The organism is Oceanicaulis sp. HTCC2633, from assembly GCF_000152745.1.
In the GTDB taxonomy this organism is placed as follows: Bacteria; Pseudomonadota; Alphaproteobacteria; order Caulobacterales; family Maricaulaceae; genus Oceanicaulis.
The window spans coordinates 2,299,250-2,323,357 of record NZ_CH672428.1 but is presented as its reverse complement, the minus strand read 5'-3'; the positions used below and the strand labels follow the sequence as shown (position 1 = coordinate 2,323,357).

Here is a 24,108-nt window from a genome sequence, read left to right as displayed (position 1 = left end):
GGCCGTCCTGCTCCAGCCGCTCCATCAGGCGTTCATGGGCGTCGAGATCCTCGACCGCATGCTCCTTGGCGATGGTGATCGCCAGGGTCTGGTCGTAATTGTGCTCGAGCACATGGTGCGCCACCGTATCGGTCATGGATTCCAGCAGCGTGTTGCGGTCATCGAGCTTCATCGAGCCCTCGCGCACCATCGGGTTCAGCAGGATCTTGATGTTGACCTCGTGGTCAGAGCTGTCCACGCCCGCCGAGTTGTCGACAAAGTCCGCATTCACGCGGCCGCCCTTGCGGGCGTACTCGATGCGCGCCGCCTGGGTGACGCCCAGATTGGCGCCCTCGCCGATGACCTTTGCATTCAATTCGTTCGCATCGATGCGCAGGGCGTCATTGGCCTTGTCGCCGACCTGATAGTTCTGCTCGGTCGACGCCTTCACATAGGTGCCGATGCCGCCGAACCACAACAGCTCCACATCCGCCTTCAGAAGGGCCTTGATCAGGGTCGTGGCCGGAGCGGTCTGAGCCTTAAGTCCGGTCAGTTCGCGGATCTCGTCGCTGAGCTTGATGGACTTGGCGGCCCGCGGGAAAATCCCGCCGCCTTTTGAAATCAGGGACTTGTCATAGTCCTGCCAGCTTGAGCGCCCGAGTTCAAACAGCCGCTTGCGCTCCTCCCAGGTCTTCTCGAGATCAGTGGGGTTGGGATCGATGAAGATGTCGCGATGGTCGAACGCGGCGATCAGCCTGATCTGCTTGGAGAGCAGCATGCCGTTGCCGAACACGTCGCCGGACATGTCCCCGACGCCGATGACCGTGAAGGGCTCGTTCTGGATGTCCTTGCCCATTTCGCGGAAATGGCGCTGGACGCTGACCCAGCCGCCGCGTGCGGTGATGCCCATCTTCTTGTGGTCGTACCCGGCCGAACCGCCCGAGGCGAAGGCGTCGCCCAGCCAGAAATCATACTCGGTCTGGGCCACGGAGTTGGCGAGGTCTGAGAAGGTGGCCGTGCCCTTGTCCGCGGCGACGACGAGATAGGGGTCCTCATCATCCCAGCACACAACATTGTCGGGACGCTTCACGCCGTCATCAACGAGATTGTCGGTGATATCCAGAAGGCCGCGCAGGAAGGTCTTGTAGGCTTCCTGACCCTCGGCCAGCCAGGCGTCGCGATCGCTGCGATCGGGCAATTGCTTGGGATAGAACCCGCCCTTGGAGCCCACCGGCACGATGACGGCGTTCTTGACCTGCTGGGCCTTCACCAGACCCAGAACCTCGGTGCGGAAATCCTCCCGACGGTCCGACCAGCGCAGGCCGCCGCGGGCGACCGGGCCGAAGCGGATATGCACGCCCTCGACGCGCGGGCTCCACACGAAGATCTCGCGATAGGGCTTGGGATCAGGCAGCTCGCGCACGTCGCGGCTGGCGATCTTCATGGAGATCCACGGCTTGGCGCGGCCCTCCTCATCGGTCTGGAAGAAGTTGGTGCGCAGCACCGCCTCGATCAGACGCAGCATGCGGCGCAGGGCGCGGTCATGATCGAGACTCTCGACGCGTTCCAGCAGGATGCGGATCGCCTTGGACACATCCTTGGCGTGGCTCTCGCGGCTTTCCTCGCCAAAATCGAGCTCGGGATTGAACTTGGTGTTCACCAGCTCCAGAAGGCCGCGCGCGATTTCCGGGTTGGCCGCCAGGGCCTCTTCCTGAATGGCCTGGGAGGGATCCAGACCGGTCTGCTGGCGATAGCGGGCGACGGTGCGCAGGAAGGCCGCTTCGCGCCAGCTGACCCCGATGGCCAGCACCAGCTTGTTGAAGCCGTCATCCTCGGTCTGCCCGTTCAGAACCGCCAGAAGGGCGCTCTCGAAGGCTTCCGCTTCACTGTCGATCTTGCTGGCGCTTTCGCCATTCAGGGAGGCCTCGAACTCGTGCACCCAGACGGTTTCCGCACCGTTCTCGCCATGACGCTGGACCGGATAGCCGGCCTCGGCCAGCACGTGCAGACCCAGATTTTCCAGCACCGGCATCACGCCCGACAGCGCCACCGGTTCGCCGCAGCGATACAGCTTGACCCGCAGACGGTCCTCGCCGTCCTTTTCCACGCGATAGGCGCGCGCGCTGGTGTCTTCGGACGCCTTGACCCGCTCCATGCGGCCAATATCCGCCAGCGCGTCCTCGGGAGTGAACCGTTCGCGATAGCCAGCGGAATAGCCGTCCAGATAGCGCGTCACCGCCCGGCGCAGCTCGGCGTCGCCGGAATTGCGCGCCGCGTTGTGAAGCTCGTCCTCCCAGGTCCGCGCGAGCGCCGCGATCTCGCGATCCAGCTCGGACGGATCGGGCTCGGGATGGTTGAACGGATCGAGCCCGACAATGAAATGGACCCGCGCCAGTGGCGCATCGCCGAACTGGGGATAGAAGGCCGACAGGCGGCCATTGAAGGCTTCGCGGATCTTCTCCCCCGCCAGTTCGCGCACCTTGGAGTTATAGCGGTCACGCGGCACGAACAGGAGGCAGGAGACAAAGCGGTCAAACTGGTCGCGACGCATGAACAGCTTGGTGCGCGGCCGGTCATGCAGGTGCAGGATGCCCAGCGAGATATCCAGCAGGTCCTGTTCCTCGGTCTGGAACAGTTCGTCGCGCGGATAGTTCTCGACGATGTTCTGCAGCTTCTTGGCCGAGTGCGAGCCCGGCGCCTTGGCCGCCTTGTCGAGCACGCGGCGCACCTTGCGGCGGATCAGCGGCACTTCGCGCGCCATCTGGTCATAGGCCTCGGCGGTGAACAGGCCCACAAAGCGGGTCTCGCCGACCACATTGCCGTCCGCGTCATAGCGTTTGACGCCGATATAATCCATGTAAACCCGGCGATGGACGCGGCTCTTCATGTTCGCCTTGGCGACGATCACCGGCGAGGGCGCGCGCATATAGGCTTCGATGGCCGGGGTCAGCATCATCGGCTCGGCGCTCTTGCGCAGCACCTTGCGTTCGGGATCGCGCAGCACGCCGCGCCCGCTTTCGGACTTCACTTCGGGCTTGTGATCGCCTTCGGCGCCCTTCTCGAAGTCGAACTGATAGGTGCGGCTGCCCAGGAAGGCGAAATGGTTGTCGCGAAGCCAGCGCAGGAAGGCGACGGCCTCTTCCTGTTCTTCCTTGGAGGCGGAAGTGTTGGCGTTGGTCAGATGGTCGATCGCATCGTCCATCTCCGCGCGCATGTCGTTCCAGTCCTCGACCGCGTCGCGCACATCATCGAGCGTGGCGCGCACGCCCGCGACGAGCCGCTCGCGCAGATCCTCGCTCAGAAGGTCGAGATGGACCTGGATCATGGACTCGTTCAGGCACCGCCCGCCCGACGCGACCCGCTGCCCCTCATCATCACGGCGCACCTGGACCACCGGGTGGAACATGGCGAGCACGTCCAGCCCCTGGCTGGCGATCTCGCCCATGACGGAATCCACAAGGAAGGGCCGGTCCTGACCGATCACCTCGAGGATGTCGCGCTCGAGATTGCGGCCATCCGCGCCATGCGCCGTCCGCACCCGCACTAGAAGCTTGTCCGATCCCCGCTCGACGCCATAGCGCCAGAATTCCTCGGCCAGGGAGATCGCATCCTGTTCGGAAATCCCGGCGAGATCGTCCGCCAGCGCATCGCCCCAGAGCTGCTCCAGGAAGCTGGCGGCATCGGGCCCGCTATCGCCAAACGCCGCAGCAAAACGGCTTTGCGCGGCCTTCAGAAAGGCCTCTCTGTCATATGCGTGTCGGACGCTGACCACGGCGTTCATATCAAGGGGCTCCTGAACGGAAAAATGGTGGACGGTGGACGGTGTTCATCGAATAACCATGAACATATGACCCGCAGCCTACTCCCGCTCGCGCTGGGTTCAAGCGGTACTGAGCGGCTAGACCTGCAATCATGGCTGTGCTTGGTTCTGCACTAACAAAACAACAGATTTCCACATCGGAGACGACCATGCCTCACGCTCTCATCACGGGCGCCAATCGCGGGCTCGGCCTTGAGCATGTCAGCCAACTTCTTAAGCGCGAATGGACGATCAGCGCCGCCGTGCGTGATCCCGAGGGCGCGGATGCGCTCAAGGCGCTGGACCCGGGCGATGGCCGCCTGACGATCCTGCCCTATGACGCCTCCGATCTGAACGCCGCCCAGGCGCTGAAGGACAAGGTCACCGGTCCGCTCGACATTCTGTTCGCCAATGCCGGCGTGATGGGCCCGAAAGAGCAAGCCTTCGGCGAGGCCGCCAATGACGGCTTCCTGGACACCTTCCGCATCAATACGCTCGCGCCGCTGGCGCTGGCGGAGGCCTTCGCCGATCAGGTCGCCCAGAGCCAGCTCAAGGTGATCGCGCTGCAATCGAGCCGCATGGGCTCCATCGCCGACAATGACAGCGGCGGGCGATACGCCTATCGCGCCTCGAAGGCGGCGCTGAACGCCGTGGGCAAGTCGCTGAGCATCGATCTCAAGGACAAGGGCGTCGTCGTGCTGATCCTGCATCCAGGCTGGGTGCGCACCGATATGGGCGGCCCGAACGGGCTGATGACGCCCAGCGAGTCCGTCAGCGCACAGCTGGATCTGATCGCGCGCGCCAACCCTGCGATGAGCGGGCGCTTCTTCCATATCAGCGGTGAAGACCTGTCCTGGTAGACGCCGGCCATTACCGGACAGCAAAAAACCCCGCAGCCTTGCTGCGGGGTTTTTCGTTTCAAGCGGCGCCGCCGGACGGGGACAGGCTTGTCCGGCGGCGCCTGCAGGCCTCATCGGGCAGGCTGGGGGGACGCACTCTGAGGCCTGTTCTGTTCACTGACGCGCTTCACCGAATCGCGTTCAATCAGCCTGTGATGTAGAGCCCCTCGCCTGAAGCGCAAGCGGCTATGAGGGCGAGAGTCAGAAAAATACCAGTTGCGATCACCAGTGAGATGGCGCGGGTCATGGCTGAACCTTCTTTCTTGTCTTGATCTCCGGCTTGCCGCCGGTTGGCGAAGGGCGGAGCCGGTCAGGCCCGTCAAGCCAGGGCTTTCAGGGTCTTCCGGCTGGGGAGAGGTCCGGTGAGGGGATCCGGCTCCGCCTTCGCAGGACGGGATATGGGGCGGGCGCGACCGTTTCGCCAGACACGCCGTCTCACAGCTGCGTGAAAGATGTATTTCCTGTCCGGCAACATTCCGGGGCAGGATCGCAAGCTCGGGAGCCGACAGTCTGGCGGGGGAAGAAGCGGGATGATGATTTTGCGAACGGCCGTGCGGGTCCACAAATGGCTGGCCCTGATCATCGGCGTGCAGGTTCTGCTGTGGATTCTGGGCGGGCTTGTGATGAGCGTCCTGCCGATCGAGCGCGTGCGCGGCGAGCACAAGATCGCCGACCACCCTCCGGTCCTGATGACGCCGGAAGCCCTGATCCCGCTCTCAGACGCCACGCGATCAGCCGGTTTCCAGACACTCGACAGCGCGGTTCTGACCTCGATCACCGACGAGCCGGTCTGGCGACTTGAAAGCCGGGGGCGCACGAGAGTCATCTCGGCCCGCAGCGGAGAGCCCCTGTCTTTCCTGGACGAGTCCCTCGTGCGCCGGATCGCCGACTATGACTTTGCGCCCGAGGCCGAGATTGACAGCATCCGCCTGCTCGCCGATCCCCCCTCCGAATACGGCCCGGGCGGGCCTGTCTGGCAAATCGTTTTCGCGGATGCCGAGGGGACCCGGTTGTATGTGGATCCCGAGAGCGGACTTGTGCGCGCGCGCCGGTCGGACACCTGGCGCCTGTTCGACTTCTTCTGGCGTCTGCATGTGATGGATTACGATGACGGCGAGGATTTCAATCATCCCCTGCTGGTCATCGCCGCCAGTCTGGGCCTCGCCGTGGCGCTCGCAGGCCTTGTCATCCTGATCTTCAGGATGCGGCGCAGCCTTGCGGTCTGGCGCGCGGCGCGCAAGCGATAACTGGAACAGGGATGGGAGCGGGGCGGAGCCTGTCACAGGCGGTCCAGAGGGATTGGTGGCCGAGAACCTTCGGGGGAAAGGCTGACGGTTGATCCGCCCCGCGCAGTCCATCCTGTGAGCGCAGCGTCCGGGGGACGCATTCCTCAAACAACATCACCGGCCCGAAGGCCGGCGACTGGGAACTTGCCCGAACACAAGGCCCGGCTGCAGCGCAAGTCGTTTGTCGTCTGAAGAAATGGAGCGGGCGATGAGATTCGAACTCACGACCCTCACCTTGGCAAGGTGATGCTCTACCCCTGAGCTACGCCCGCTCACTACCTGCGTACAGGGTCCGGCTTGCGCCGAGGCCGGGTATATCGCTCATCGCCGTTCGTTTTGCAAGCCTGTCATCTGCAGCTTTTGCAGTCGTGCTGCACCTTGCCTGACTTCCCCTGTCCTGCTGATCTACACGCCATGACAAAGACCCCGCCCCTGCCCGCTCCGCCCGCCTCGCGCGAGGACCTGTTGCGCTTTCTCGATGGCCTCGGGATCGCGCATGAAACGCATGACCACCCGCCCATCTTCACCGTCGAGGAGGGCGAGTCCCTCAAGCTCGACATGCCCGGCGGACACACCAAGAACCTGTTCCTGAAGGACAAGAAGGGCGCGCTGATCCTGATTTCGGCGCTGCAGTCGACCCGGATCGCCCTCAACCAGCTCCATCATTCTCTGGGATGCGGCCGCCTCTCCTTCGGCAAGGCCGAGCTCCTGGAAGACAAGCTGGGCGTGACGCCGGGCTCGGTCACCGCCTTCGCCCTGCTCAATGATCACGATCATCAGGTCCGCTTCATTCTGGATGAAGCGCTGATGGCCCATGATATCGTCAACTTTCATCCGCTGAAAAACGACGCCACCACCGCCATCCGGTCCGCGGATCTGCTCAGATTTGTCGAAGCGCTCGGGCGCGCTCCGGAAATCGTGAAGCTGGACGGGTGAACGGGCGCGCTTGCATCACGGCGCGCAAACGGCCACCTAGTGGTCAAACGACATTTCGCCCCAAACGGGAGGCTTTCATGGAAATTATCGGTGCAAACGGCGCGGATGCGCCCGGCGGTGATGATCTGGTGCGCGACGGCACCGACCAGTCCTTTATGGCCGACGTCATCGAGCCCTCACGCGAGGTCCCGGTGCTGGTGGACTTCTGGGCGCCCTGGTGCGGCCCGTGCCGCCAGCTGGGCCCGACCATCGAACGCGCCGTCGCCAAGGCAGGCGGCAAGGTGAAACTCGTCAAGGTCAATATCGATGAGAACCCCGGCGTCGCGGGCCAATTGCGCATCCAGTCCATCCCGGCCGTGATCGCCTTCAAGGATGGCCAGCCGGTGGACGGCTTCATGGGCGCCCTGCCCGAGAGCCAGGTCAATGACTTCATCAACCGCATGACCGGCGAAGTCTCCGAGGAGGAAGTCTCCGCGCTTGTGGAGCGGGCCCAGCAGGCGCTGGACAACGGCGATTTCGGCGGCGCCGCCCAGGATTTCGCCACGGCGCTGCAAATGGACAAGGACAATGCCGACGCCATCTCCGGCATGGCGCGGGTCTATCTGGCCAGCGGCGATCCGGTTCAGGCCAAGGCGCTTCTGGACAATGTGCCTGACACGCTGCGCTCCGCCCCCGCCATCGCCGCCGTCCGCGCCTCCATGGAGCTGGCGGGCGAGGCCGAGGACGCCCCCGAGCTCGATGCCGCCGAAGCGGCCGTGAAATCAAATCCCGGGGCCCAGACCTGGTACGAGTTGGGCCGCGCACGGCTGGGTACGGGGGATATGGGCGGCGCTGCAGAGGCGCTGCTGGAATCCATCGCCATTGACCGCGGGCACAATGACGCCGCCGCGCGCCAGTTGCTGCTGCGCGTGTTTGAATCCGCGGGCGCCGGATCCGACCTGGCCAAGAACGGCCGTCGCCGCCTGTCCTCGATCCTGTTTTCCTGAATCTGAGAGGGCCGCAGCACTCGCCTGCGGCCCTGATCGGGCTATCTCACGTCCAAGGAGCGACCCAAGAGCCCAGTCATGTCCGAGAGCCTCATCCTCCCCAGCGCCATCAAGCTGTTTCCGATCCGCGGCTGCATCCTGCCCCCGGGCGAGCACCTGCCTCTGAACGTGTTTGAGCCGCGCTATCTGAACATGGTGGATGACGCGCTGGCCTCTGACGGGATCATCGGGGTGATCCAGCCCGCGACCGGCGGAACGCCCGAGAAACCGGCGCTCCAGCCTGTGGGCGGGGCGGGCCGGATCGTCAGCCACCAGGAAACGGCGGACGGGCGCTATCTGATGGTGCTGGAAGGGCTGACCCGGTTCGCCGTCGAGGCCGAGCTTGAGCAGCAGACCCCCTATCGCGTGGCGCAAGCGGACTACCGTCCGTTCACCCAGGACCTCGTCGAGGTGCACATGCCGCCCGCCATTGATGTTCAGGGGCTGATCGAGCGGTTGCGCGCCTATTTCGACCTGGTGGGGATCGAAACCGACTGGCCCGCCCTTGAAAAGGCGCCCCTGTCGCTGGTCATCAACAAGACCGCCATGGCCGCTCCCTTTGACCCCGAGTCCAAGCAGAGACTGCTCGAAGCGAGCTCGATCCCGCATCGGGCGGAGATCCTGGACCGGTTGATGCAAAACAGCCTCGACGAGGCCGCAAGCGGCTCGCGAGGCTGGACGCCCTGAAAGCGTCGGCGTAAGAGTTTTCCCCATGAGTGACGTGAAAACCGAACAATCCGCTCTCGATCCCAAGCTTCTGGAGATCCTGGTCTGCCCGGTCAGCCGCGGCCCGCTCGAATATGATCGCGCGGCGAATGAGCTGATCTCCAAGGAGGCCCGCCTCGCCTATCCGATCCGGGAAGGCGTGCCGATCATGCTGCCTGAAGAAGCCCGCAATCTGGACGACTGATCCATGAGCGACCGCCCCTGGCCGACCCGTTTGAGCTTCAAACGCTCTGACAGCGTGCTGGACATCAGTTTTGAAGGCGGCGACCGCTACGCGATACCGTTCGAATTGCTGCGTGTGGAAAGTCCGTCCGCAGAAGTGCAGGGCCATGCCCCGGACCAGAAAAAGCTGGTGAGCGGGAAGTCAGGCGTGCAGATCACTGCGGCGGATCCCGTGGGGCGCTACGCCGTGCGCCTGAGCTTTGACGACGGCCATGACAGCGGCATCTATTCCTGGGACTATCTGCACGAGCTGGGCGAGAACGCCGACGCCCTGATGCAGGCCTATCGCGATCGACTGAAAGCCTCCGGCCTGCCGCACTAGGCGGCCGTGTCGCTCTGCGGCGGGCTCTGGGTTTCCGGCGGGGCCAGCTGAGCGAACAACTGTTGCACGGCCAGCATCTTGGCTTCACCGCCAGGGGACGCCGCGGCTACGCGCGCTTCATCACTCTCCATCATCCGCACCGCGCGCAGCTGCGCATCGGTCCGGCATCGCCCTTCCGGCAGAACGCCTGTCGTCGACAGCTTCAAGAGGGCGGCGGCGCGGTCCAGAACCGGGGCCTGGGAGCCCGCCACCCGGTCCATCACCTTGGTGGCGTCCAGAATGGCGAGACCGAGGCTGTCAAAGGCGTCGACCAGCTCTTGCTTGTCCGTCTTGGGAAAGCCGCCCTTCTTGGCGCGCGCCTGCAGGCTTGTCACGCGCGACAATCGCTCAAGCGGCTGTCCGCTGCCGCGCACGAAATAGCTCACCGTCGTGTTGGCGGTGACCTTGGCGCGGATATAGCTCGCGAGCTTCTTCTTGTTCTCCTCACCCACCAGATGGTCTTCCATCGCGAACAGGCGCTCGATCTGGTCCACCGGCGTATGAGCGCCCGACAGCGCCTCCTCAATGGCGTCCGGCTGCAGCAGGCGTGCGGAGCGGTGGGTGAAGGCGTCCACCAGCGCCTCGGGGTTGAGGTTCTCGCCCGCCGACACGATCAGACGCTGGGCGAGCTTCCGCGCCAGCTCGATCTCGGCCATCACCGAGCGCGGCCGGAAGCGCTTGGGCGCGCGGAGTTTCTCCAGGATCTGCTGGGCGAGCTCATTGTGGGCGGCCGGCAGGGAGGCCGCCTTGATCTGGCTGGCCAGCCGACGCGCGGTTTCCGGCGCCCGGCTGAGATCGGGGCTGTCCGGGGCGCCCTCATAGATGCCGGTCAGGCGCAGCACCTCGTCGCCCAGATCCACAGTGTCGCCCAGCACCCGGCGAAGCGCGGAATCAAAGGACAAGATCTCAGCGATGAAGGCGTCGGTCTGCTTGGCCGCGAGCGCCCGGGCCTCTTCGCTCTGCGGCAGGTCGTCATGCATGTCGAGCAGGCGACGAACCTTCTCGCCCATGTCATAGGCTTGCGACAGCTCGTCCGCGATCAGGCGACGCATCTGCTTTTCCGAGGTGGTCTTGCTGGCCAGCAGCGTCGCGCTTTCTGAAAAGGACTTGCCCTTGGGCGGCTTGCCCGCCGCCTTGGCTTCCTTGCGCGACTGCTCGATCCCGCGCTGCACGAGCTCTGTGATCAGGCGCACATAGGCGTGCACGCTGGCGTCCGAATTCTGGGCGCGGGCGATGGCGACCTTCTGGATGGCGTGCTGCAGATCGGTGTCCGACCCGTCCAGCTCCTCGATCAGATCCGGCCGATGCAGAAGCTCCATGGGACAGACCTGGGAGCGCTCCAGCCAGCCCGAAAGCGCCCGGCGCACCGTGTCGCGCGCCGCCGGACCGGACAGGTCATCAGGGGTCAGGCACGGAATGGTCGCTTCAGCGGGCTTTTCATCGCCGGAGAATTTCTCGGGGCCGACCTCGAAGATGGCGCCGCCGCGAAAGCCGCTCGACTCCGCGTCCCAGACCTCGCGCACCACGCGGATGGAGCCGCTGGAATGGTTGGCGTGCAGCTTGTTGGCCAGCGCCAGGGCGGCGTTGCGGTCCTTCAACGCCTCCACCAACGTCCAGGAGGCCTTGACGTTTTTCTTCAGAAAGACCTCGTAATGGACGTCTTCGTGCGCCATTTCCGCCTCATTCCCCAGCAGGTTTCATAAAGTAATGCACTACCCGCCTTAACCCGAGGTAACCATGTCTTTGCTTGATCTTGGACACCAATTAGTGTGAAGCGCTAGAGACATCGGTTCCGCCGAGAGAATGACAGGATACGAACGATGGCGACCATCGCCCTTGTGGATGACGACGAGAACATTCTGACCTCTGTTTCCATGTTCCTGGAAAACGAGGGGTACAATGTGCGCACCTTCACCGACGGGTCCGCCGCCCTGCCGCACCTGACCGAGACGCCGCCGGATCTGGCGATCTTCGACATCAAGATGCCGCGCATGGACGGGCTGGAGCTGCTGCGCCGCGTGCGTCAGTCCTCCAACCTGCCGGTGATCTTCCTGACCTCCAAGGATGGCGAGTTCGACGAAGCCCTGGGTCTCGATCTCGGCGCGGACGATTACATCGCCAAGCCCTTCTCCCACCAGCTGCTGGCGCGCCGCATCAAGGCGGTGCTGCGCCGCGCCCAGGCCGATCCGGCCGGCGCGGAGGGCGGCGAGGGCAATGAGCACAAGGTGATCGAGCGCGGCTCGCTGGTGCTCGACCCCAACCGTCACGCCTGCACCTGGCAGGGCAAGCCGGTGCGCCTGACCGTCACCGAATTCCTGATCCTGCACGCGCTGGCGAACCGTCCGGGCTTTGTCAAAAGCCGCGACAGCCTGATGGACGCGGCCTATGACGATCAGGTCTATGTGGATGACCGCACGATCGACAGCCACATCAAGCGCATCCGCAAGAAATTCCGCGACGTGGACGACACGTTCGACAGCATCGAGACCCTGTATGGCGTCGGCTACCGATATAAGGAGGCTTAAGGTCGCGCGACGCGCCATCGTGCGCCTGTCCGCCCAGCTCAAGCCTCTTCTGTTCACGCGTCTCGGCGCCACCATCATCCTGACCAATCTGGTGGCGCTGAGCGTTCTGATCGGCGGCATGTTCGCGATCACCGAGAACCGGCGCGGCCTGGTGGACGCCAAGGTGGACTCCCTGTCCGCCCAGGCCGAGATCATCGCCAACATCATCACCGAGACCGCCGTCTATGGCGACGCCCCCGGCCCGCAAATGGACCGCGATGCGGCGCGCGAGGTGCTGCGCCGTCTGTCCGGGCTTTACGTGCCGGACGAAACGCGCGCTCTGCTTCATGCGCCCGGCCCCATCCGCATCGCCGACTCCGACCTCATTGCGGGCGAGGTCGACCAGCTGCCTCTGCCGCCCATTACAGACGATCCCCAGACGCCGATCTCGCGGGCCCGCGGTTTCGGCCATTCGGTCATGGAGCATGTAGGCGAGATCTTCCTGTCGGCCGAGGAGCGGGCGGCGCTCGACCGCAGCCTGTCTGACGAGGTGCGCGCCGCTTTCCAGACCGGCGAGGCGCAGACCGGGGTTCGGCGCGACCCTGATGGCGGACGCGTCGTGTCGGTGACCATCCCCATCCAGCTGATCCAGGCGGTGGTGGGCACGATCACCTATGAATCCTATGACCTTGACGCCCTGATCGCGCAGGAGCGCGCCGCCATCCTGCCCTATGTGATCGTCGCCGCGCTCGTCACCTTCTTCATGGCGGTGGTGCTGACCGTGCAGATCGCCTGGCCGGTGCGGCGGCTGGCGGAAGCGGCGCGTGAAGTGCGTCTGGCGGGGGGCCGCCGCGTGCCCTTGCCCGACATGAAGGGCCGCAAGGACGAGATCGGCGATATGGGGCGCGCCTTCACCCAGATGACGAATGCGCTCTATGATCGCCTTGACGCCATCGAGGCCTTCGCCGCCGATGTGGCGCACGAGATCAAGAACCCGCTGACCTCCATCCGCTCGGCGTCGGAAATCCTGCCGCTGGCCAAGGATGACGACAAGCGCGCGCGCCTGATCGAGGTGATCCAGCACGATGTGAAGCGGCTCGACCGGCTGATCACGGACATCTCCAACGCCTCGCGCCTGGACGCGGAGCTGGCCCGCGAGGATCTCGAGACCATCGATCTCGTTGTCTTGCTCACCGACATCGCCAGCTTGCAGAATGATCCCGACGCGCCCGCCCCCCGGGTCATCGTCACGGCCGAGTCCGAGCGGCACATCGTGCGCGGACACGAGAACCCGTTAAGCCGGGTCTTCATCAATCTCATCGAGAACGCCGTCACCTTCTCCCCGGCAGAGGGCGGGGTGCGCGTGCGGATCGAGCGCGGCGCCGGGCAGAGCCAGGAAGTCCGCATCGAAGATGACGGTCCGGGCATTCCCGAAGACAATCTCGAAGCCATTTTCGACCGCTTCTACACCCAGCGCCCCAAGGGGGCGGCCTTTGGCGGACATTCCGGGCTCGGCCTGGCGATCGCGCGGCAGATCGTGACGGCCCATGGCGGCCAGATACGCGCCTCAAACCGCACCGATGATCAGGGCCAGGTGCTGGGCGCCTGTTTCACCGTCACCCTGCCCGCCTCGTCGCGCTAGCGGATGTGTGGCGCGAAAACGGCGCCTGTCATCAGCATGCAGCGGACTGTTGCACACCCGACGCACAGGGCTTTCGCCGGACGCAAAACCGGGTTTACATGGACATCAAGTTACTCCGTCTGAGGATCTGATCCGCACCATGATCGGCATTGTCGTCGTCACCCATGGCCGTCTCGCTGACGAACTCGTCGCCGCCACAGAGCATGTGGTTGGCCCGCTGGAAGCCTGTAGCGCCATCTCCATCGGCCCGGACGATGATATGGAGCGGCGGCGCGACGATATTCGCGAGGCGGTGGAGAAAGCCGACCAGGGCGATGGCGTCATCATCCTGACCGACATGTTCGGCGGCACGCCGTCGAACCTGTCCATTTCGCTCCTGGAAAAGGGGCGCGTGGAAGTCATCGCCGGCGCCAATCTGCCCATGCTGATCAAGCTGGCCGAAGCGCGCTCGCGGCTCGACATGAACGCCCTGGCCGAAAGCGCCAGCGAGGCGGGCAAGCGCTATATCGCCGTCGCCTCCCAGATCCTGGACGGCGCCGCGTGAGCCAGCAACGCACGGTCACCATCTGCAATCAGCGCGGTCTGCACGCCCGCGCATCTGCGAAATTCGTCGCCGAGGCCGCCCGCTTTGACTCCCAGGTCAGCGTGGCGCGTGACGCCGAGGAAGTCAGCGCGGATTCCATCATGGAATTGCTGATGCTGGCGGCCGGACCCGGCGTCGCCATCACCATCAGGGCCGAGGGCGCGGACGCAGAAGAGGCCGTGGACGCCCTCAGCGCGCTGGTGGAATGCGGCTTCAACGAGAACGACTGAGCCTGTCCGCCCAACGCCCCACATGAAAACGCCGCCGGTCATCCCGGCGGCGTTCGTGTCTCAGGTCGGGGCGCGCCCTCAGGCGTCCTCATCCTCGGCGCTGCGCGCCGGCGCCGGGGGCGCCGGAGGCGCAGGCGGCACGGGCGGATTGGAGAAGAGCGACAGCACGCGGTTGGTCAGCGGCGCGCTCGGGCGCAGCTCCCGCGTCTCACGCGTCACCGGTCCCGTGCTCGGCTTTACGGCTTCGTCCGCGTCCGACACCGCCTCGCTCTCGGCTTCGGCAGCCGGCATGGGCGGCGGAGAAGGCAGTACGATGGCGCGCGCGGCATAGCGCGGATCATTCTTCAGACGCTCGGCTTCTTCGGCATCCAGCCCTGCAAGCTCGAGATCCGCCTTTTCGGGCGCGTCGTCAGAGGGCGCCTCAGCGCTCAGCGCCGGCTCGAGCTCTTCGCCCGCCTCCGCCGTCAGCGCCTCAGGCTCCGCCCGGGTGTCGACTTCGTCCTCGGACTCAAAGGCGACGGCTTCGCCAGCAAGCGGTTCGTGTTCAGCCTCTTCCGCCGCGGCGTCGGCCGCAGCCGCGTCCGCATCCTCGGAGACATCATCGCCTTCAGAAGACGCGTCCAGAGCCGTATCCTCGTCACGCCCCTCGGGCGAGGACAGGGCCGGCTCAGGCGTCTCTTCGCTCAGGACCGCATCTTCAGAGGCGGATTCATCCGCTTCAGGCGCTTCAGGCTCAGCCTCGACGCGCGTTTCTGCAGCGTCCGTCGCCTCGGTCTCGCTTTCATCGAGATCGACCGCAACGTCCTGTTCCGCATCAACCACAGGGGCTTCGAACTCCGCCTCGACCGCTTCAGCCTCCTGAGCCTCTACGTCACCGCGTTCAGAGTCCGCCGTTTCGGGATCGACAGCCTGCGTCTCGGACTCGGCGATGACCGGTTCGGCGTCCGCCTCATCCGCTGTTTCGCTCAGCGCAGCGCTGACCGGTACGGCGATGGCGATCGGCGCATCCTCATCAGAGGCCGCCGCGTCGTCCGGCTCCTCAATGCCCGCGTCGTTATCGACAATTTCGTCAGGGTCTTCAGCCCGCGCAATGGTCTCTTCCGGAGGATGACGCTCGAGATGGTCGGCCAGAAGCGCGATCCGGCGCTCGAGACGGGCGGAATCGCGCACCCGGTTGATCAGGCCTCCGATCACGAAGATCAGGGCCGCGAGCCCGTAAGCGCCAACGGCATAGCCCGCAGCCTCGGCCTCGCCGCCCAGGCCCAGGGCCGCAGCGCCCACGAGCCCCGCAAAGAGCGGCGCCCAGAGCAGGCGCCAGGAGCGCGTGGCGAACACGGTCAGCGCGGCCAGTCCGCTCAGACCGTAAAAGACAATGGCGTCTGCATGCTCGGCCGCCAGCGGCCCGGCCTGGGCGATCAGGCCGCTGACCGGGGCGACGCTCTCAGAGAAGCTCCAGCTCGCCAGATCCGGCAGGGCGGTCAGCGCCAGAGCGAACAGATCAAACTGGGGCAAAGCCCCGAACAGGCCCGGATCGACCTCCACCAGGAAGGCGCGCAAGGCCGGCCAGACCATGACGATGGAGGCCAGCGCAAACAGGAGAACCGTGAGGAACCAGTTCACATTCCGCGCAACCCCGGCCCGCGACAGCAGCGCGCTGGCTCCCGGATGGGTGCGCGACCAGCCTTTCTGGGTGTGATTGACCAGCGCCACGGGACGCGAACGCTGGGAGGGGCCGGTCTGCATGCGCAGCACGGACGCCTGATCCCCGGCCTCCAGAGCGAAATTGCGGTCCATGACGCGCACGGTGTGCTTGGCGCCGTCATAATCGGTCAGGCTGCGCTCATCGGCGCGTGCGCGGGGATCCGATCCGCTCACCTCGCCGGAGGCGGCGTAGAAATCCAGCGTCTTGCGGCCGAAATTCTGGCTCGCATAGGCGGTCGGCAAATTCGCCATTTCAACAGTCCCCTCAGTCCGTTGCACAGGCGCGCCGCCCCTCGGCGACGCCTGCGGCCATGCCGCAAAGACCCATAACACAGGGCCCGAGCAAAAACCTTACCATAAAGTTTATACAGATTTAGGACCAATTTAAGAAATAGAGCGAATTTCCTGTCCCATAATGATGTGCACGCCAGACGGTTTGCCCGTTTTGGGACGCGTGTTAAGAGATGCGCCGTCTCATATGGAACCGGCAGGGGACCCCCTGCCCGCAGTCAGAAAACAAGGCGCTCATTCATGACCCTGCTCAATGCCGCCAACACCGGCGACGATCGCTATGTCAAAGACCTCTCGCTGGCTCGCTGGGGCCGGCTGGAGATCGAGATGGCCGAGATTGAAATGCCCGGCCTGATGGCCCTGCGTGAAGAGTACAAGGGCAAGAAGCCCCTCGCAGGCGCGCGCATCGCCGGCTCGCTGCACATGACGATCCAGACCGCCGTGCTGATCGAAACGCTGGTCGAGCTGGGCGCGGATGTGCGCTGGGCGTCGTGCAACATCTTCTCCACCCAGGACCACGCCGCCGCCGCGATCGCGGACAAGGGCATTCCGGTCTTCGCCTACAAGGGCGAGACGCTGGAAGAGTACTGGGAGTTCGCCGACGCCATCTTCCATTGGCCGAACGGCGAAACCGCCAACATGATCCTGGATGATGGCGGCGACGCGACCATGTATCTGCAGCTGGGCGAGAAGGCCGAAGCGGACCCCAACTTCCTCGGCGAGCCGAAGTCCGAGGAAGAAGGCTATCTCTTCCAGACCATCAAGAAGCGCATCGAGGCCTCTCCGGGCTGGTTCGCCAAGGCCAAGGCCGCCATCAAGGGCGTGTCCGAGGAAACCACCACCGGCGTGATGCGTCTGTATCAGCTGGCCAAGAAGGGCGAGCTGGCCTTCCCGGCGATCAACGTCAACGACTCCGTGACCAAGTCCAAGTTCGACAACCGCTATGGCTGCCGTGAAAGCCTGGTGGACGCCATCCGTCGCGGCACCGACGTGATGATGGCCGGCAAGACCGCCGTCGTCTGCGGCTATGGCGATGTGGGCAAGGGCTCGGCGGAATCCCTGCGCAGCGCCGGTTGCCGCGTGTCGGTCACCGAGATCGACCCGATCTGCGCCCTTCAGGCGGCCATGGACGGCTATGAGGTCGTCAAGCTGGAAGACGCGATCAAGAACACCGACATCGTCGTCACCGCCACCGGCAACAAGGACGTCGTCACCGTCGACCACATGCGCACCATGAAGAACATGGCGATCGTGTGTAACATCGGCCACTTCGACAACGAGATTCAGGTCGAGGCGCTGAAGAACTTCCAGTGGACCAACGTCAAGCCGCAGGTCGACATGGTGGAGTTCCCCGAAGGCCACAAGATCATCCTGCTCTCCGAAGGCCGCCTGGTGAATCTGGGCAACGCCAACGGCCACCCCAGCTTCGTGATGTCTGCGTCCTTCACCAATCAGGTGCTGGCCCAGATCGAGCTGTGGACCCGCGGCGATCAGTACGACAACCAGGTCTACATCCTGCCCAAGCATCTCGACGAGAAAGTCGCCGCCCTGCACCTTGAAAAGCTGGGCGCGCAACTGAGCGAGCTGTCGCCCGAACAGGCCGACTATATCGGCGTCGAGCAGAAAGGCCCGTTCAAGGCCGAGCACTATCGCTACTAAGCCTCGGCGATCGCCAAACCAGAAACCCCGCCGGAGCGATCCGGCGGGGTTTTTCATATCCGCTTCTTGCCCTTCCCGCGCTCCCGTCTCACTGTGCGCGCCATGCGCCTGATCCTGATCCCGACCCTTCTCGCCCTGTCGCTCTCGCTCGCAGCTTGCGGGTCGAGCCCGGAGCTGAACCCGCTGGCCGATCCGCGGCTTCAGCCCTTCATCGCTACCTCCGACATGCCGGTCCCGCCCAATGTGGAGCGCGCCGCAAGCTCGGATCAGTGTGCGGGCGAGCCCTTGCGCGCGATCAACGCCAGCCTGCCCGACTATCCCGCGCGCGGCTGGTCGCGCGGCCTGCAGGGCTGGTCCATCGTCCAGTTTGACGTCACCCAGGCCGGCGAGGTGCAGAACGTATCTGTCGCGCGCGGCGTGCCGGGCGGCAGTTTCGATCATGAGGCCCGCCGCGCGGTCGAGGACTGGCGCTTCGCACCCTTGAGCCAGGGCGCGGCGCTGCAAGGCTGTGTCGTACTGTTTGAGTTCACCCAAGGCGAAGTGCGGATTCGGTGAATCTGATCATTCAATTTGAGTTGAAACTTAAGCCTTTATTGACCTTGTCCACAGCGCAACACGGTCAATTCACGGCCGGGATTCCTCTGCCCATCGCGTCTCAATTCACCTTCCGGTAAGATGTGATTCGCACGCGTGCGCGTTTTCAGCGGGATGGCGCACCAGGCAATTGGGGAAAAGGCGCGTCATGACCGCAGCCGAACCGGTACAACTGGCCACACTCATCGTCACAGGCGGCTCGGTCGCCTTCGCCCTCGCCTCGTCTGTCTGGGCCTATCGATTGACCGCGGGCGCCCGCAAGGCCCGCAAGCTCTGGCGCGACCGCCTTCTGGCTGCTGAAGACCGCGCCGAACGCAATACCAGCCTGTTCGCCGCCCATCCCGGCGTGGTCGTGGTCTGGGATGTTCCACCCCAGTCCGAGGCGGAGCACTGGTCCGCGCCCAAGCTCTATGGCTCGCCCGCCGCGCTCGCTTCGCTGCTGCAATTCGCCGAGCTGAGCCAGTCGGCCGGCGCGAACGGGCAGATCGCCACCGACATTCTCGACAGCATTTCCGAGTTCAGCGCCCGCAACGCCTCTGGCGAAACGGTGAGCTTCCGCGATCGCGCCCGCGCGCTGATGGCGGAGGGCCAACCCTTCTCGCTGACCCTGACGGGACGTTCGGGCCGCAAGATCCAGGCGGATGGCCGCCCCGCCGGGCGTCAGCTCGTGATCTGGCTGACCGACACCGCCCTGCGCCAGACCGAGGGCGCGTCCGATGACGAGATCAGTCATGATGATCCCATCGGCTTCATGGATATGATGGGCCGCAACCCGGTTCCCGCCTGGCGCATGGACCAGAAGGGCCGTCTGAACTGGGTGAACAACGCCTATGTGAAGGCGGTGGAAGCGTCGGACGTCGCCGAGGTGATTGACCGTCAGCTCCTTCTGGAGCCGACCCTGGGCGAGCAGGCGCGCGACGTGCTCAACTCCGGCGATCCGCGCACCGGCGCCCGCGGCGTGGTGCTGGCGGGCCAGCGCCGGGTAATGTCGGTGACGAGCTATCCCGTACAGGGCGGGGTGACCGGCTTTGCCGTGGACGTGACCGATGGCGAGGAAGCCAAGGCGGCGCTCAACCGTTTCCGCGAAGCCCATGACCTGACGCTCAACCACATGACCGAGGCGGTGGCGATCTTTGACCGCGCCAAGAAGCTCGTGTTCTACAACCGCGCCTTCAGCCAGATGTTCAATGTGGAAGAAGCCTTCCTCAATGATCGCCCGGCTCATGGCGTGTTGCTTGATCGCCTGCGCGAGAAGCGCCGCCTGCCCGAGCAGGCCGATTACAGCGCCTGGCGCCAGGCCGAGCTGTCGCGCTACGAAACCGCGCCGAACCAGGACGCCGAACCGGACGAGCTGTGGGCGCTGCCCGACGGCCGCACCCTGCGTGTGGCGCGCCAGCGTCACCCGATGGGCGGGCTCCTGCTGATCTTCGAGGACATGACCGACCAGCTCTCCTTGCAGGCGCGCTACAACACCCAGCTCAAGGTGCAACGCGCGACGCTGGACAAGCTGCACGAAGCTGTCGCCGTGTTCGGATCGGACGGGCGTCTGAAGCTGCGCAACGCGGCCTTCGAAACGCTGTGGAAGCTCGACCCGGAGCGGCTGGACGGCGTGCATTTTGACGACATGGTCGCCTCCTGCACCCCGCTCTATGACAATGCCGAAGCCTGGGGACAGCTCAAGGCGCGCATCACCGACCCCAGCCCGGAATCGCGCAAGGCCATGACCGGCGAGATCCGCCGCGCGGATCATTCCGTGCTGACCTGGCTGACCCGTCCGCTGCCCGATGGCGCGACGCTGATCGCCTGGGATGACATCACCGACAGCCGCCGCATTGAATCCGCCCTGCGCGACCGCGCCGAAGCGCTGGAAGCGTCCGAACGGATCAAGACCGAATTCGTCGAGCATGTGAGCTATCAGCTGCGCACCCCGCTGACGACGATCCATGGCTATGCCGATCTGCTGGCGGGCGGGTTCGCCGGCGATCTGTCAGACCGTCAGAAAGAGCATATGGGCGCGATCCAGACCGCCTCGGCGCAGCTGGGCAAGCTGATCGACGACATTCTGGACATTGCCGCCATTGACGCCGGCCAGCTGGAAATGGAGCTCGGGGACGTGAATGTGCACGCCCTGGCCGAGGAATCCATGGAGCTGATCGCCTCGCGCGCCGAGCATTCGGGCATCAAGCTGACGCTGAACGCCGACGAGGACGGCCCGCTGATCCGCGCCGACGGCAAGCGCCTCAAGCAGGTCATCTACAACCTGCTCACCAACGCCATGGATCACGTCAATCCGGGCGGCGCGGTGGAAGTCGGCGCTGAGGTCGCGGGCGATGACGTGTCGCTCTGGGTGGCTGATGACGGCGTCGGCATTGCGCCCGACCGTCAGGCGAAGATCTTCGAGCGCTTCGAGCGCGGCGATGGCGGCGGCGCGGGCCTGGGCCTGGCCCTCGTCAACGACATCATCCGCCTGCATGGCGGCTGGGTGGAGCTTGAAAGCGAGCCGGGCGAAGGCACGCGCGTGACCTGTCACCTGCCCCGTCTGACCAGCTCGGAAGCGGCGCCGGAGCTCGATCTGCCCGGCAGCCACTCCCTGAGCGCGGAATAGACGTCAGGCGTTGGCCTGACGTCCCGCCTCATCGCCTTCCAGCCCCAGATCGCGGAACAGGACCGTATCGGTATCCTGATCGGGGTTCGGCGTGGTCAGAAGCTCATCGCCCACAAAGATCGATCCGGCGCCCGCCAGGAAGCACAGCGCCTGCAGCTCCCGAGACATGGTCTCCCGCCCTGCGGAGAGACGCACCACGCTCTTGGGCATGATCAGGCGCGCGGTGGCGATGGCGCGCACGAAGTCGAGCCCGTCCAGGCTCTCCGACCCTGACAGCGGCGTGCCCGCCACGTCCACGAGATGGTTCACCGGCACGCTTTCGGGATGCACAGGCAGGGTCGCCAGCTCGGTCAGAAGCCCGATCCGGTCCTCCTTGCTTTCCCCCATGCCGATAATGCCGCCGCAGCAGGTCTTCATGCCCGCCGCACGCACCTTGGCGAGCGTGTCGATCCGGTCATCCCAGGTGCGGGTGGTGATGATCTGCTTGTAGTATTCCGGCGAGGTGTCGAGATTGTGGTTGTAGTAATCGAGCCCCGCCTCGGCCAGGCGCTCGGCCTGACCCTCGCCCAGCATGCCCAGCGTCATGCAGGTCTCGAGCCCCAACCCTTTCACCCGACGGATCATGTCATGGATCTTCGGCTCGTCGCGCTCCTTGAGCTCGCGCCAGGCCGCACCCATGCAGAACCGCGTCGCGCCTGAATTTTTCGCTTCAATCGCCTTTTTCTCGACCTCTTCGGGATCCATCAACTTGGACGCCTTAAGACCCGTGTCGAAATGGGCGGACTGATTGCAATAACCGCAGTCTTCCGCACAGCCGCCGGTCTTGATCGACAGCAGGCGCGATTTCTGCACCGTATTGGGGCGATGCACCCGGCGGTGCAGGCTTTGCGCGGCGAAGATCAGATCATTGAACGGCGCATCATGGAGGGCGGCGACCTCATCACGGGTCCAGTCGTGACGGGGTTCGGCCAGACGGTCGAGATCGGTGAGAAGTGTGGACATGAGCGCCTCTGAGCCTTTGGAAAATCAGCGAGACGGTAGAAAGCCCGCCGCCGGGCCGCAAGCCTTGCAAGTCAGCCCGGTGCAGGCGCGGCTGGTGCTGCTGGTCGCCGCGCTGTGCGTGTTCGGCGTCGCATTGCTGCCGGCGCCCATCGAGGAGCCTGTTCTGTTCGGCGTCGACAAACTCAAGCATATCGCCGCCTTCCTGGTTCTGACCGTGCTAGCGCGCGCCGGATGGCCGTCCGTCCGCCTCTGGATCCTCGCGCTTGGCCTGACCGGTTTCGGCGTGGCCATCGAACTGGCCCAGGGTCTGAGCGGGTGGGGCCGGACCGCATCGTTGGCGGATGTCATTGCGGACCTGATCGGCTTGGGACTGGGCGTCGCCCTGATCGACGGGGTCCGCCGCTTGCGGGTCCGCCTGCGCCCATAAGAAAACCCCCGACGCCGCGCGCCGGGGGTTTTGCCGTCAGGATGCGAAAGGATCGTTAGATGATCGTTTCGCCGTGCTTGACCTTCTCGTCGGCTTCGCGCGCCATGGTGGCGACAACGCCCGAGAGCAGAAGGATCGCCAGCAGGTTCGGGAAGGCCATCGAGGCGTTCGCGATATCGCCAAAGCGCCACAGGGTCACGGTGTCGACCACCAGACAGCCCACGAACACGATCACGACCCAGACATAGCGGATGATGTTGGTCACCCAGTCGCCGAACAGATAGCTCGCGGCCTGCTGGGCATAGTAGGACCAGCCGATGATCGTGGTGAAGGCGAACAGCGCCAGCGCCACGGTGATCACGAACTGACCGCCCGGAATGGCGCTCGCAAAGGCCGCCGTGGTGATGGCGGACGAGTTCAGTGTGGACTGCCAGGCGTAGGAGACGACGCCGCCGCCCTCCGCCGGATAGGAGCCTTCGGCCACCAGGATGACCAGCGCCGTCATGGTGCAGATCACGATGGTGTCGATGAAAACGCCGATCATGGCGATCTCGCCCTGGGCCACCGGGCTCTTGGTCTGGGCCGCCGCGTGCGCGATCGGAGCGGAGCCCTGACCGGCCTCGTTGGAGAACAGGCCGCGCGCCACGCCGTAGCGGACCGCCTGCATCACGCCATAGCCGGCTGCGCCGCCCACCGCTTCATGCCAACCGAAGGCGTGGCTGAAGATCAGGCCGAAAGCCTCGGGCACGTGAACGATGTTGATGCAGATCACCACGAAGGCCACGGCCACATAGAACAGCGCCATGAAGGGCACGACCTTGCCCGCCACCGAGCCGATGGACTTGATGCCGCCGACAATGACCAGGAAGACCAGCGCCGCCAGCGCCAGGCCAACGCCCCAGGTGGGGATGGTGAAGTTCAGCTCATTGCCGGTCTGAACCACGGATTCGGTGATCGAGTTCGCCTGGATCATGCCGCCCGTCGCGACCGCGGAGATCAGGGTGCCGATGCAGAACAGCATGGCGAGCCAGCCGAACCAGCCGCCAAAGCCCGCACGGCCCTTGTTCAGGCCGTTCTTGATGTAGAACATCGGACCGCCATGGATGCGGCCGTCCGGGTGGGTTTCCCGATACTTCACCGCCAGGCTGGATTCTGCGAACGCGCAGGCCATGCCCAGAAGCGCGGTGATCCACATCCAGAAGATTGCGCCCGGCCCGCCCAGCGAGATGGCGGTCGCCACGCCCGCAAGGTTACCCGTGCCCACCTGGCCCGACAGTGCCGTCGACAGCGCTTGCCAGGGGGTGATGTCGCCATCCTCGCCCTGGGATTTGCGGCCCGCCCAAAGCTCTTTCAGAGCCGGGAAGAACCGCAGGACCGGGCGTCCGCCCAGTCGAACCATATAGTAAAGGCCGGTGCCCAGAAGCACCACCGCCAGGAAACCCAGCGGCAGCACCTGGGCCTCGCCCCAGGTGCCGCCCCAGATGAAGTTGGAGACGTTATTGATGAGGCCATCAAGGCCGGAAAAAAGATCGCCCACGCCGCTCCCCTTGCGTTGGTTGTGTTTAATCGTTGGTGCGGACTTTAATCGGCTTGTTCAAAAGTACAAAGAGCTCAGGCGCCATCCTTTAATTCGTTCA

20 protein-coding genes and 1 tRNA gene are annotated in these 24,108 nt (G+C 64.9%); 15 read left to right on the top strand and 6 right to left on the bottom strand.

Annotated features, from left to right (window positions below; all coding sequences use genetic code 11):
- Positions 1–3,760: NAD-glutamate dehydrogenase (locus OA2633_RS11110; RefSeq protein ID WP_009802645.1), on the bottom strand; the 3,760-nt coding region annotated here is incomplete at its 3' end.
- Positions 3,761–3,948: 188 nt separating this feature from the next.
- On the opposite strand from OA2633_RS11110, the gene OA2633_RS11105 reads away from it, so the two are divergent.
- Positions 3,949–4,638: an SDR family oxidoreductase gene (locus OA2633_RS11105; RefSeq protein ID WP_009802644.1), complete on the top strand. Its 690-nt coding sequence runs from the start codon at positions 3,949–3,951 to the stop codon at positions 4,636–4,638.
- A gap of 569 nt (positions 4,639–5,207) precedes the next feature.
- On the top strand, positions 5,208–5,924 hold the full coding sequence (locus OA2633_RS11100; RefSeq protein WP_009802642.1) for a PepSY domain-containing protein: 717 nt from the start codon (positions 5,208–5,210) through the stop codon (positions 5,922–5,924).
- Positions 5,925–6,160: 236 nt separating this feature from the next.
- On the opposite strand, the gene OA2633_RS11095 is transcribed toward OA2633_RS11100, so the two are convergent.
- A tRNA-Gly gene (locus tag OA2633_RS11095) sits at positions 6,161–6,235 on the bottom strand.
- Between the two features lie 142 nt (positions 6,236–6,377).
- Between OA2633_RS11095 and OA2633_RS11090 the strand changes: the two genes are divergently transcribed.
- The 5 genes from OA2633_RS11090 to OA2633_RS11070 all read left to right on the top strand — a co-directional run bounded on the left by OA2633_RS11090 (position 6,378) and on the right by OA2633_RS11070 (position 9,194).
- On the top strand, positions 6,378–6,899 hold the full coding sequence (locus tag OA2633_RS11090; protein WP_009802641.1) for a prolyl-tRNA synthetase associated domain-containing protein: 522 nt from the start codon (positions 6,378–6,380) through the stop codon (positions 6,897–6,899).
- 77 nt (positions 6,900–6,976) lie between these two features.
- On the top strand, positions 6,977–7,885 hold the full coding sequence (gene trxA, locus OA2633_RS11085) for a thioredoxin (protein ID WP_009802640.1): 909 nt from the start codon (positions 6,977–6,979) through the stop codon (positions 7,883–7,885).
- 78 nt (positions 7,886–7,963) lie between these two features.
- Positions 7,964–8,611, top strand: a complete 648-nt coding sequence (locus OA2633_RS11080) for an LON peptidase substrate-binding domain-containing protein (protein WP_009802639.1) — start codon at positions 7,964–7,966, stop codon at positions 8,609–8,611.
- Between the two features lie 25 nt (positions 8,612–8,636).
- Entirely contained in the window at positions 8,637–8,834 is a 198-nt protein-coding gene (locus OA2633_RS11075) for a Trm112 family protein (protein ID WP_009802638.1), read from the top strand.
- 3 nt (positions 8,835–8,837) lie between these two features.
- Entirely contained in the window at positions 8,838–9,194 is a 357-nt protein-coding gene (locus OA2633_RS11070; protein ID WP_009802637.1) for a gamma-butyrobetaine hydroxylase-like domain-containing protein, read from the top strand.
- Here the strand turns inward: OA2633_RS11070 and OA2633_RS11065 are convergent.
- Positions 9,191–10,906 carry a hypothetical protein gene (locus tag OA2633_RS11065; protein ID WP_009802636.1) on the bottom strand — a complete coding sequence of 572 codons (1,716 nt, stop codon included), beginning with the start codon at positions 10,904–10,906 and terminating at the stop codon, positions 9,191–9,193. The genes OA2633_RS11070 and OA2633_RS11065 overlap by 4 nt on opposite strands.
- A gap of 147 nt (positions 10,907–11,053) precedes the next feature.
- Between OA2633_RS11065 and OA2633_RS11060 the strand changes: the two genes are divergently transcribed.
- The 4 genes from OA2633_RS11060 (at position 11,054) to OA2633_RS11045 (ending at position 14,192) form a co-directional block, all read left to right on the top strand.
- Positions 11,054–11,758, top strand: coding sequence for a response regulator transcription factor (locus OA2633_RS11060; RefSeq protein WP_009802635.1), 705 nt, complete (start codon positions 11,054–11,056; stop codon positions 11,756–11,758).
- On the top strand, positions 11,727–13,379 hold the full coding sequence (locus OA2633_RS11055; RefSeq protein WP_050752874.1) for a stimulus-sensing domain-containing protein: 1,653 nt from the start codon (positions 11,727–11,729) through the stop codon (positions 13,377–13,379). Before OA2633_RS11060 ends, OA2633_RS11055 begins: the two co-directional genes overlap by 32 nt.
- 139 nt (positions 13,380–13,518) lie before the next feature.
- The gene (locus OA2633_RS11050; RefSeq protein ID WP_009802633.1) at positions 13,519–13,923 is read left to right on the top strand and encodes a PTS sugar transporter subunit IIA; all 405 of its coding nucleotides are present in this window, start codon (positions 13,519–13,521) and stop codon (positions 13,921–13,923) included.
- The gene (locus OA2633_RS11045; RefSeq protein WP_009802632.1) at positions 13,920–14,192 is read left to right on the top strand and encodes an HPr family phosphocarrier protein; all 273 of its coding nucleotides are present in this window, start codon (positions 13,920–13,922) and stop codon (positions 14,190–14,192) included. The genes OA2633_RS11050 and OA2633_RS11045 overlap by 4 nt, the downstream gene beginning before the upstream one ends.
- 78 nt (positions 14,193–14,270) lie before the next feature.
- On the opposite strand, the gene OA2633_RS11040 is transcribed toward OA2633_RS11045, so the two are convergent.
- A complete protein-coding gene (locus tag OA2633_RS11040; protein WP_009802631.1) occupies positions 14,271–16,145 on the bottom strand; it encodes an MFS transporter in 1,875 nt (624 codons plus the stop codon).
- Between the two features lie 279 nt (positions 16,146–16,424).
- On the opposite strand from OA2633_RS11040, the gene ahcY reads away from it, so the two are divergent.
- From ahcY to OA2633_RS11025, 3 genes are all read left to right on the top strand, one after another.
- Positions 16,425–17,843 (top strand): adenosylhomocysteinase, encoded by a 1,419-nt coding sequence (ahcY, locus tag OA2633_RS11035; protein ID WP_009802630.1) that lies wholly within the window; start codon positions 16,425–16,427, stop codon positions 17,841–17,843.
- A gap of 102 nt (positions 17,844–17,945) precedes the next feature.
- Entirely contained in the window at positions 17,946–18,398 is a 453-nt protein-coding gene (locus tag OA2633_RS11030) for an energy transducer TonB (RefSeq protein WP_156776223.1), read from the top strand.
- 187 nt (positions 18,399–18,585) lie between these two features.
- On the top strand, positions 18,586–21,042 hold the full coding sequence (locus OA2633_RS11025; protein ID WP_009802628.1) for a PAS domain-containing sensor histidine kinase: 2,457 nt from the start codon (positions 18,586–18,588) through the stop codon (positions 21,040–21,042).
- A gap of 3 nt (positions 21,043–21,045) precedes the next feature.
- Here the strand turns inward: OA2633_RS11025 and bioB are convergent, their stop codons facing one another.
- Positions 21,046–22,044 (bottom strand): biotin synthase BioB, encoded by a 999-nt coding sequence (bioB, locus tag OA2633_RS11020; RefSeq protein ID WP_009802627.1) that lies wholly within the window; start codon positions 22,042–22,044, stop codon positions 21,046–21,048.
- Between bioB and OA2633_RS11015 the strand changes: the two genes are divergently transcribed.
- On the top strand, positions 22,043–22,471 hold the full coding sequence (locus OA2633_RS11015; RefSeq protein WP_009802626.1) for a VanZ like protein: 429 nt from the start codon (positions 22,043–22,045) through the stop codon (positions 22,469–22,471). The two genes, bioB and OA2633_RS11015, sit on opposite strands and share 2 nt — an antisense overlap.
- Before the next feature lie 55 nt (positions 22,472–22,526).
- Here the strand turns inward: OA2633_RS11015 and OA2633_RS11010 are convergent, their stop codons facing one another.
- Positions 22,527–24,008: a sodium:alanine symporter family protein gene (locus tag OA2633_RS11010; RefSeq protein WP_009802625.1), complete on the bottom strand. Its 1,482-nt coding sequence runs from the start codon at positions 24,006–24,008 to the stop codon at positions 22,527–22,529.
- Between the last annotated feature and the right edge of the window lie 100 nt (positions 24,009–24,108).

Coding starts and splice junctions, on each gene's coding strand:
- OA2633_RS11090 (WP_009802641.1), top strand. CDS start 6,378: ATGACAAAGACCCCGCCCCTGCCCGCTCCGCCCGCCTCGCGCGAGGAC.
- OA2633_RS11050 (WP_009802633.1), top strand. CDS start 13,519: ATGATCGGCATTGTCGTCGTCACCCATGGCCGTCTCGCTGACGAACTC.
- OA2633_RS11015 (WP_009802626.1), top strand. CDS start 22,043: ATGAGCGCCTCTGAGCCTTTGGAAAATCAGCGAGACGGTAGAAAGCCC.
- trxA (WP_009802640.1), top strand. CDS start 6,977: ATGGAAATTATCGGTGCAAACGGCGCGGATGCGCCCGGCGGTGATGAT.
- OA2633_RS11055 (WP_050752874.1), top strand. CDS start 11,727: ATGGCGTCGGCTACCGATATAAGGAGGCTTAAGGTCGCGCGACGCGCC.
- OA2633_RS11080 (WP_009802639.1), top strand. CDS start 7,964: ATGTCCGAGAGCCTCATCCTCCCCAGCGCCATCAAGCTGTTTCCGATC.
- OA2633_RS11060 (WP_009802635.1), top strand. CDS start 11,054: ATGGCGACCATCGCCCTTGTGGATGACGACGAGAACATTCTGACCTCT.
- OA2633_RS11100 (WP_009802642.1), top strand. CDS start 5,208: ATGATGATTTTGCGAACGGCCGTGCGGGTCCACAAATGGCTGGCCCTG.
- ahcY (WP_009802630.1), top strand. CDS start 16,425: ATGACCCTGCTCAATGCCGCCAACACCGGCGACGATCGCTATGTCAAA.
- OA2633_RS11040 (WP_009802631.1), bottom strand. CDS start 16,145: ATGGCGAATTTGCCGACCGCCTATGCGAGCCAGAATTTCGGCCGCAAG.
- OA2633_RS11030 (WP_156776223.1), top strand. CDS start 17,946: ATGCGCCTGATCCTGATCCCGACCCTTCTCGCCCTGTCGCTCTCGCTC.
- bioB (WP_009802627.1), bottom strand. CDS start 22,044: ATGTCCACACTTCTCACCGATCTCGACCGTCTGGCCGAACCCCGTCAC.
- OA2633_RS11070 (WP_009802637.1), top strand. CDS start 8,838: ATGAGCGACCGCCCCTGGCCGACCCGTTTGAGCTTCAAACGCTCTGAC.
- OA2633_RS11065 (WP_009802636.1), bottom strand. CDS start 10,906: ATGGCGCACGAAGACGTCCATTACGAGGTCTTTCTGAAGAAAAACGTC.
- OA2633_RS11075 (WP_009802638.1), top strand. CDS start 8,637: ATGAGTGACGTGAAAACCGAACAATCCGCTCTCGATCCCAAGCTTCTG.
- OA2633_RS11105 (WP_009802644.1), top strand. CDS start 3,949: ATGCCTCACGCTCTCATCACGGGCGCCAATCGCGGGCTCGGCCTTGAG.
- OA2633_RS11025 (WP_009802628.1), top strand. CDS start 18,586: ATGACCGCAGCCGAACCGGTACAACTGGCCACACTCATCGTCACAGGC.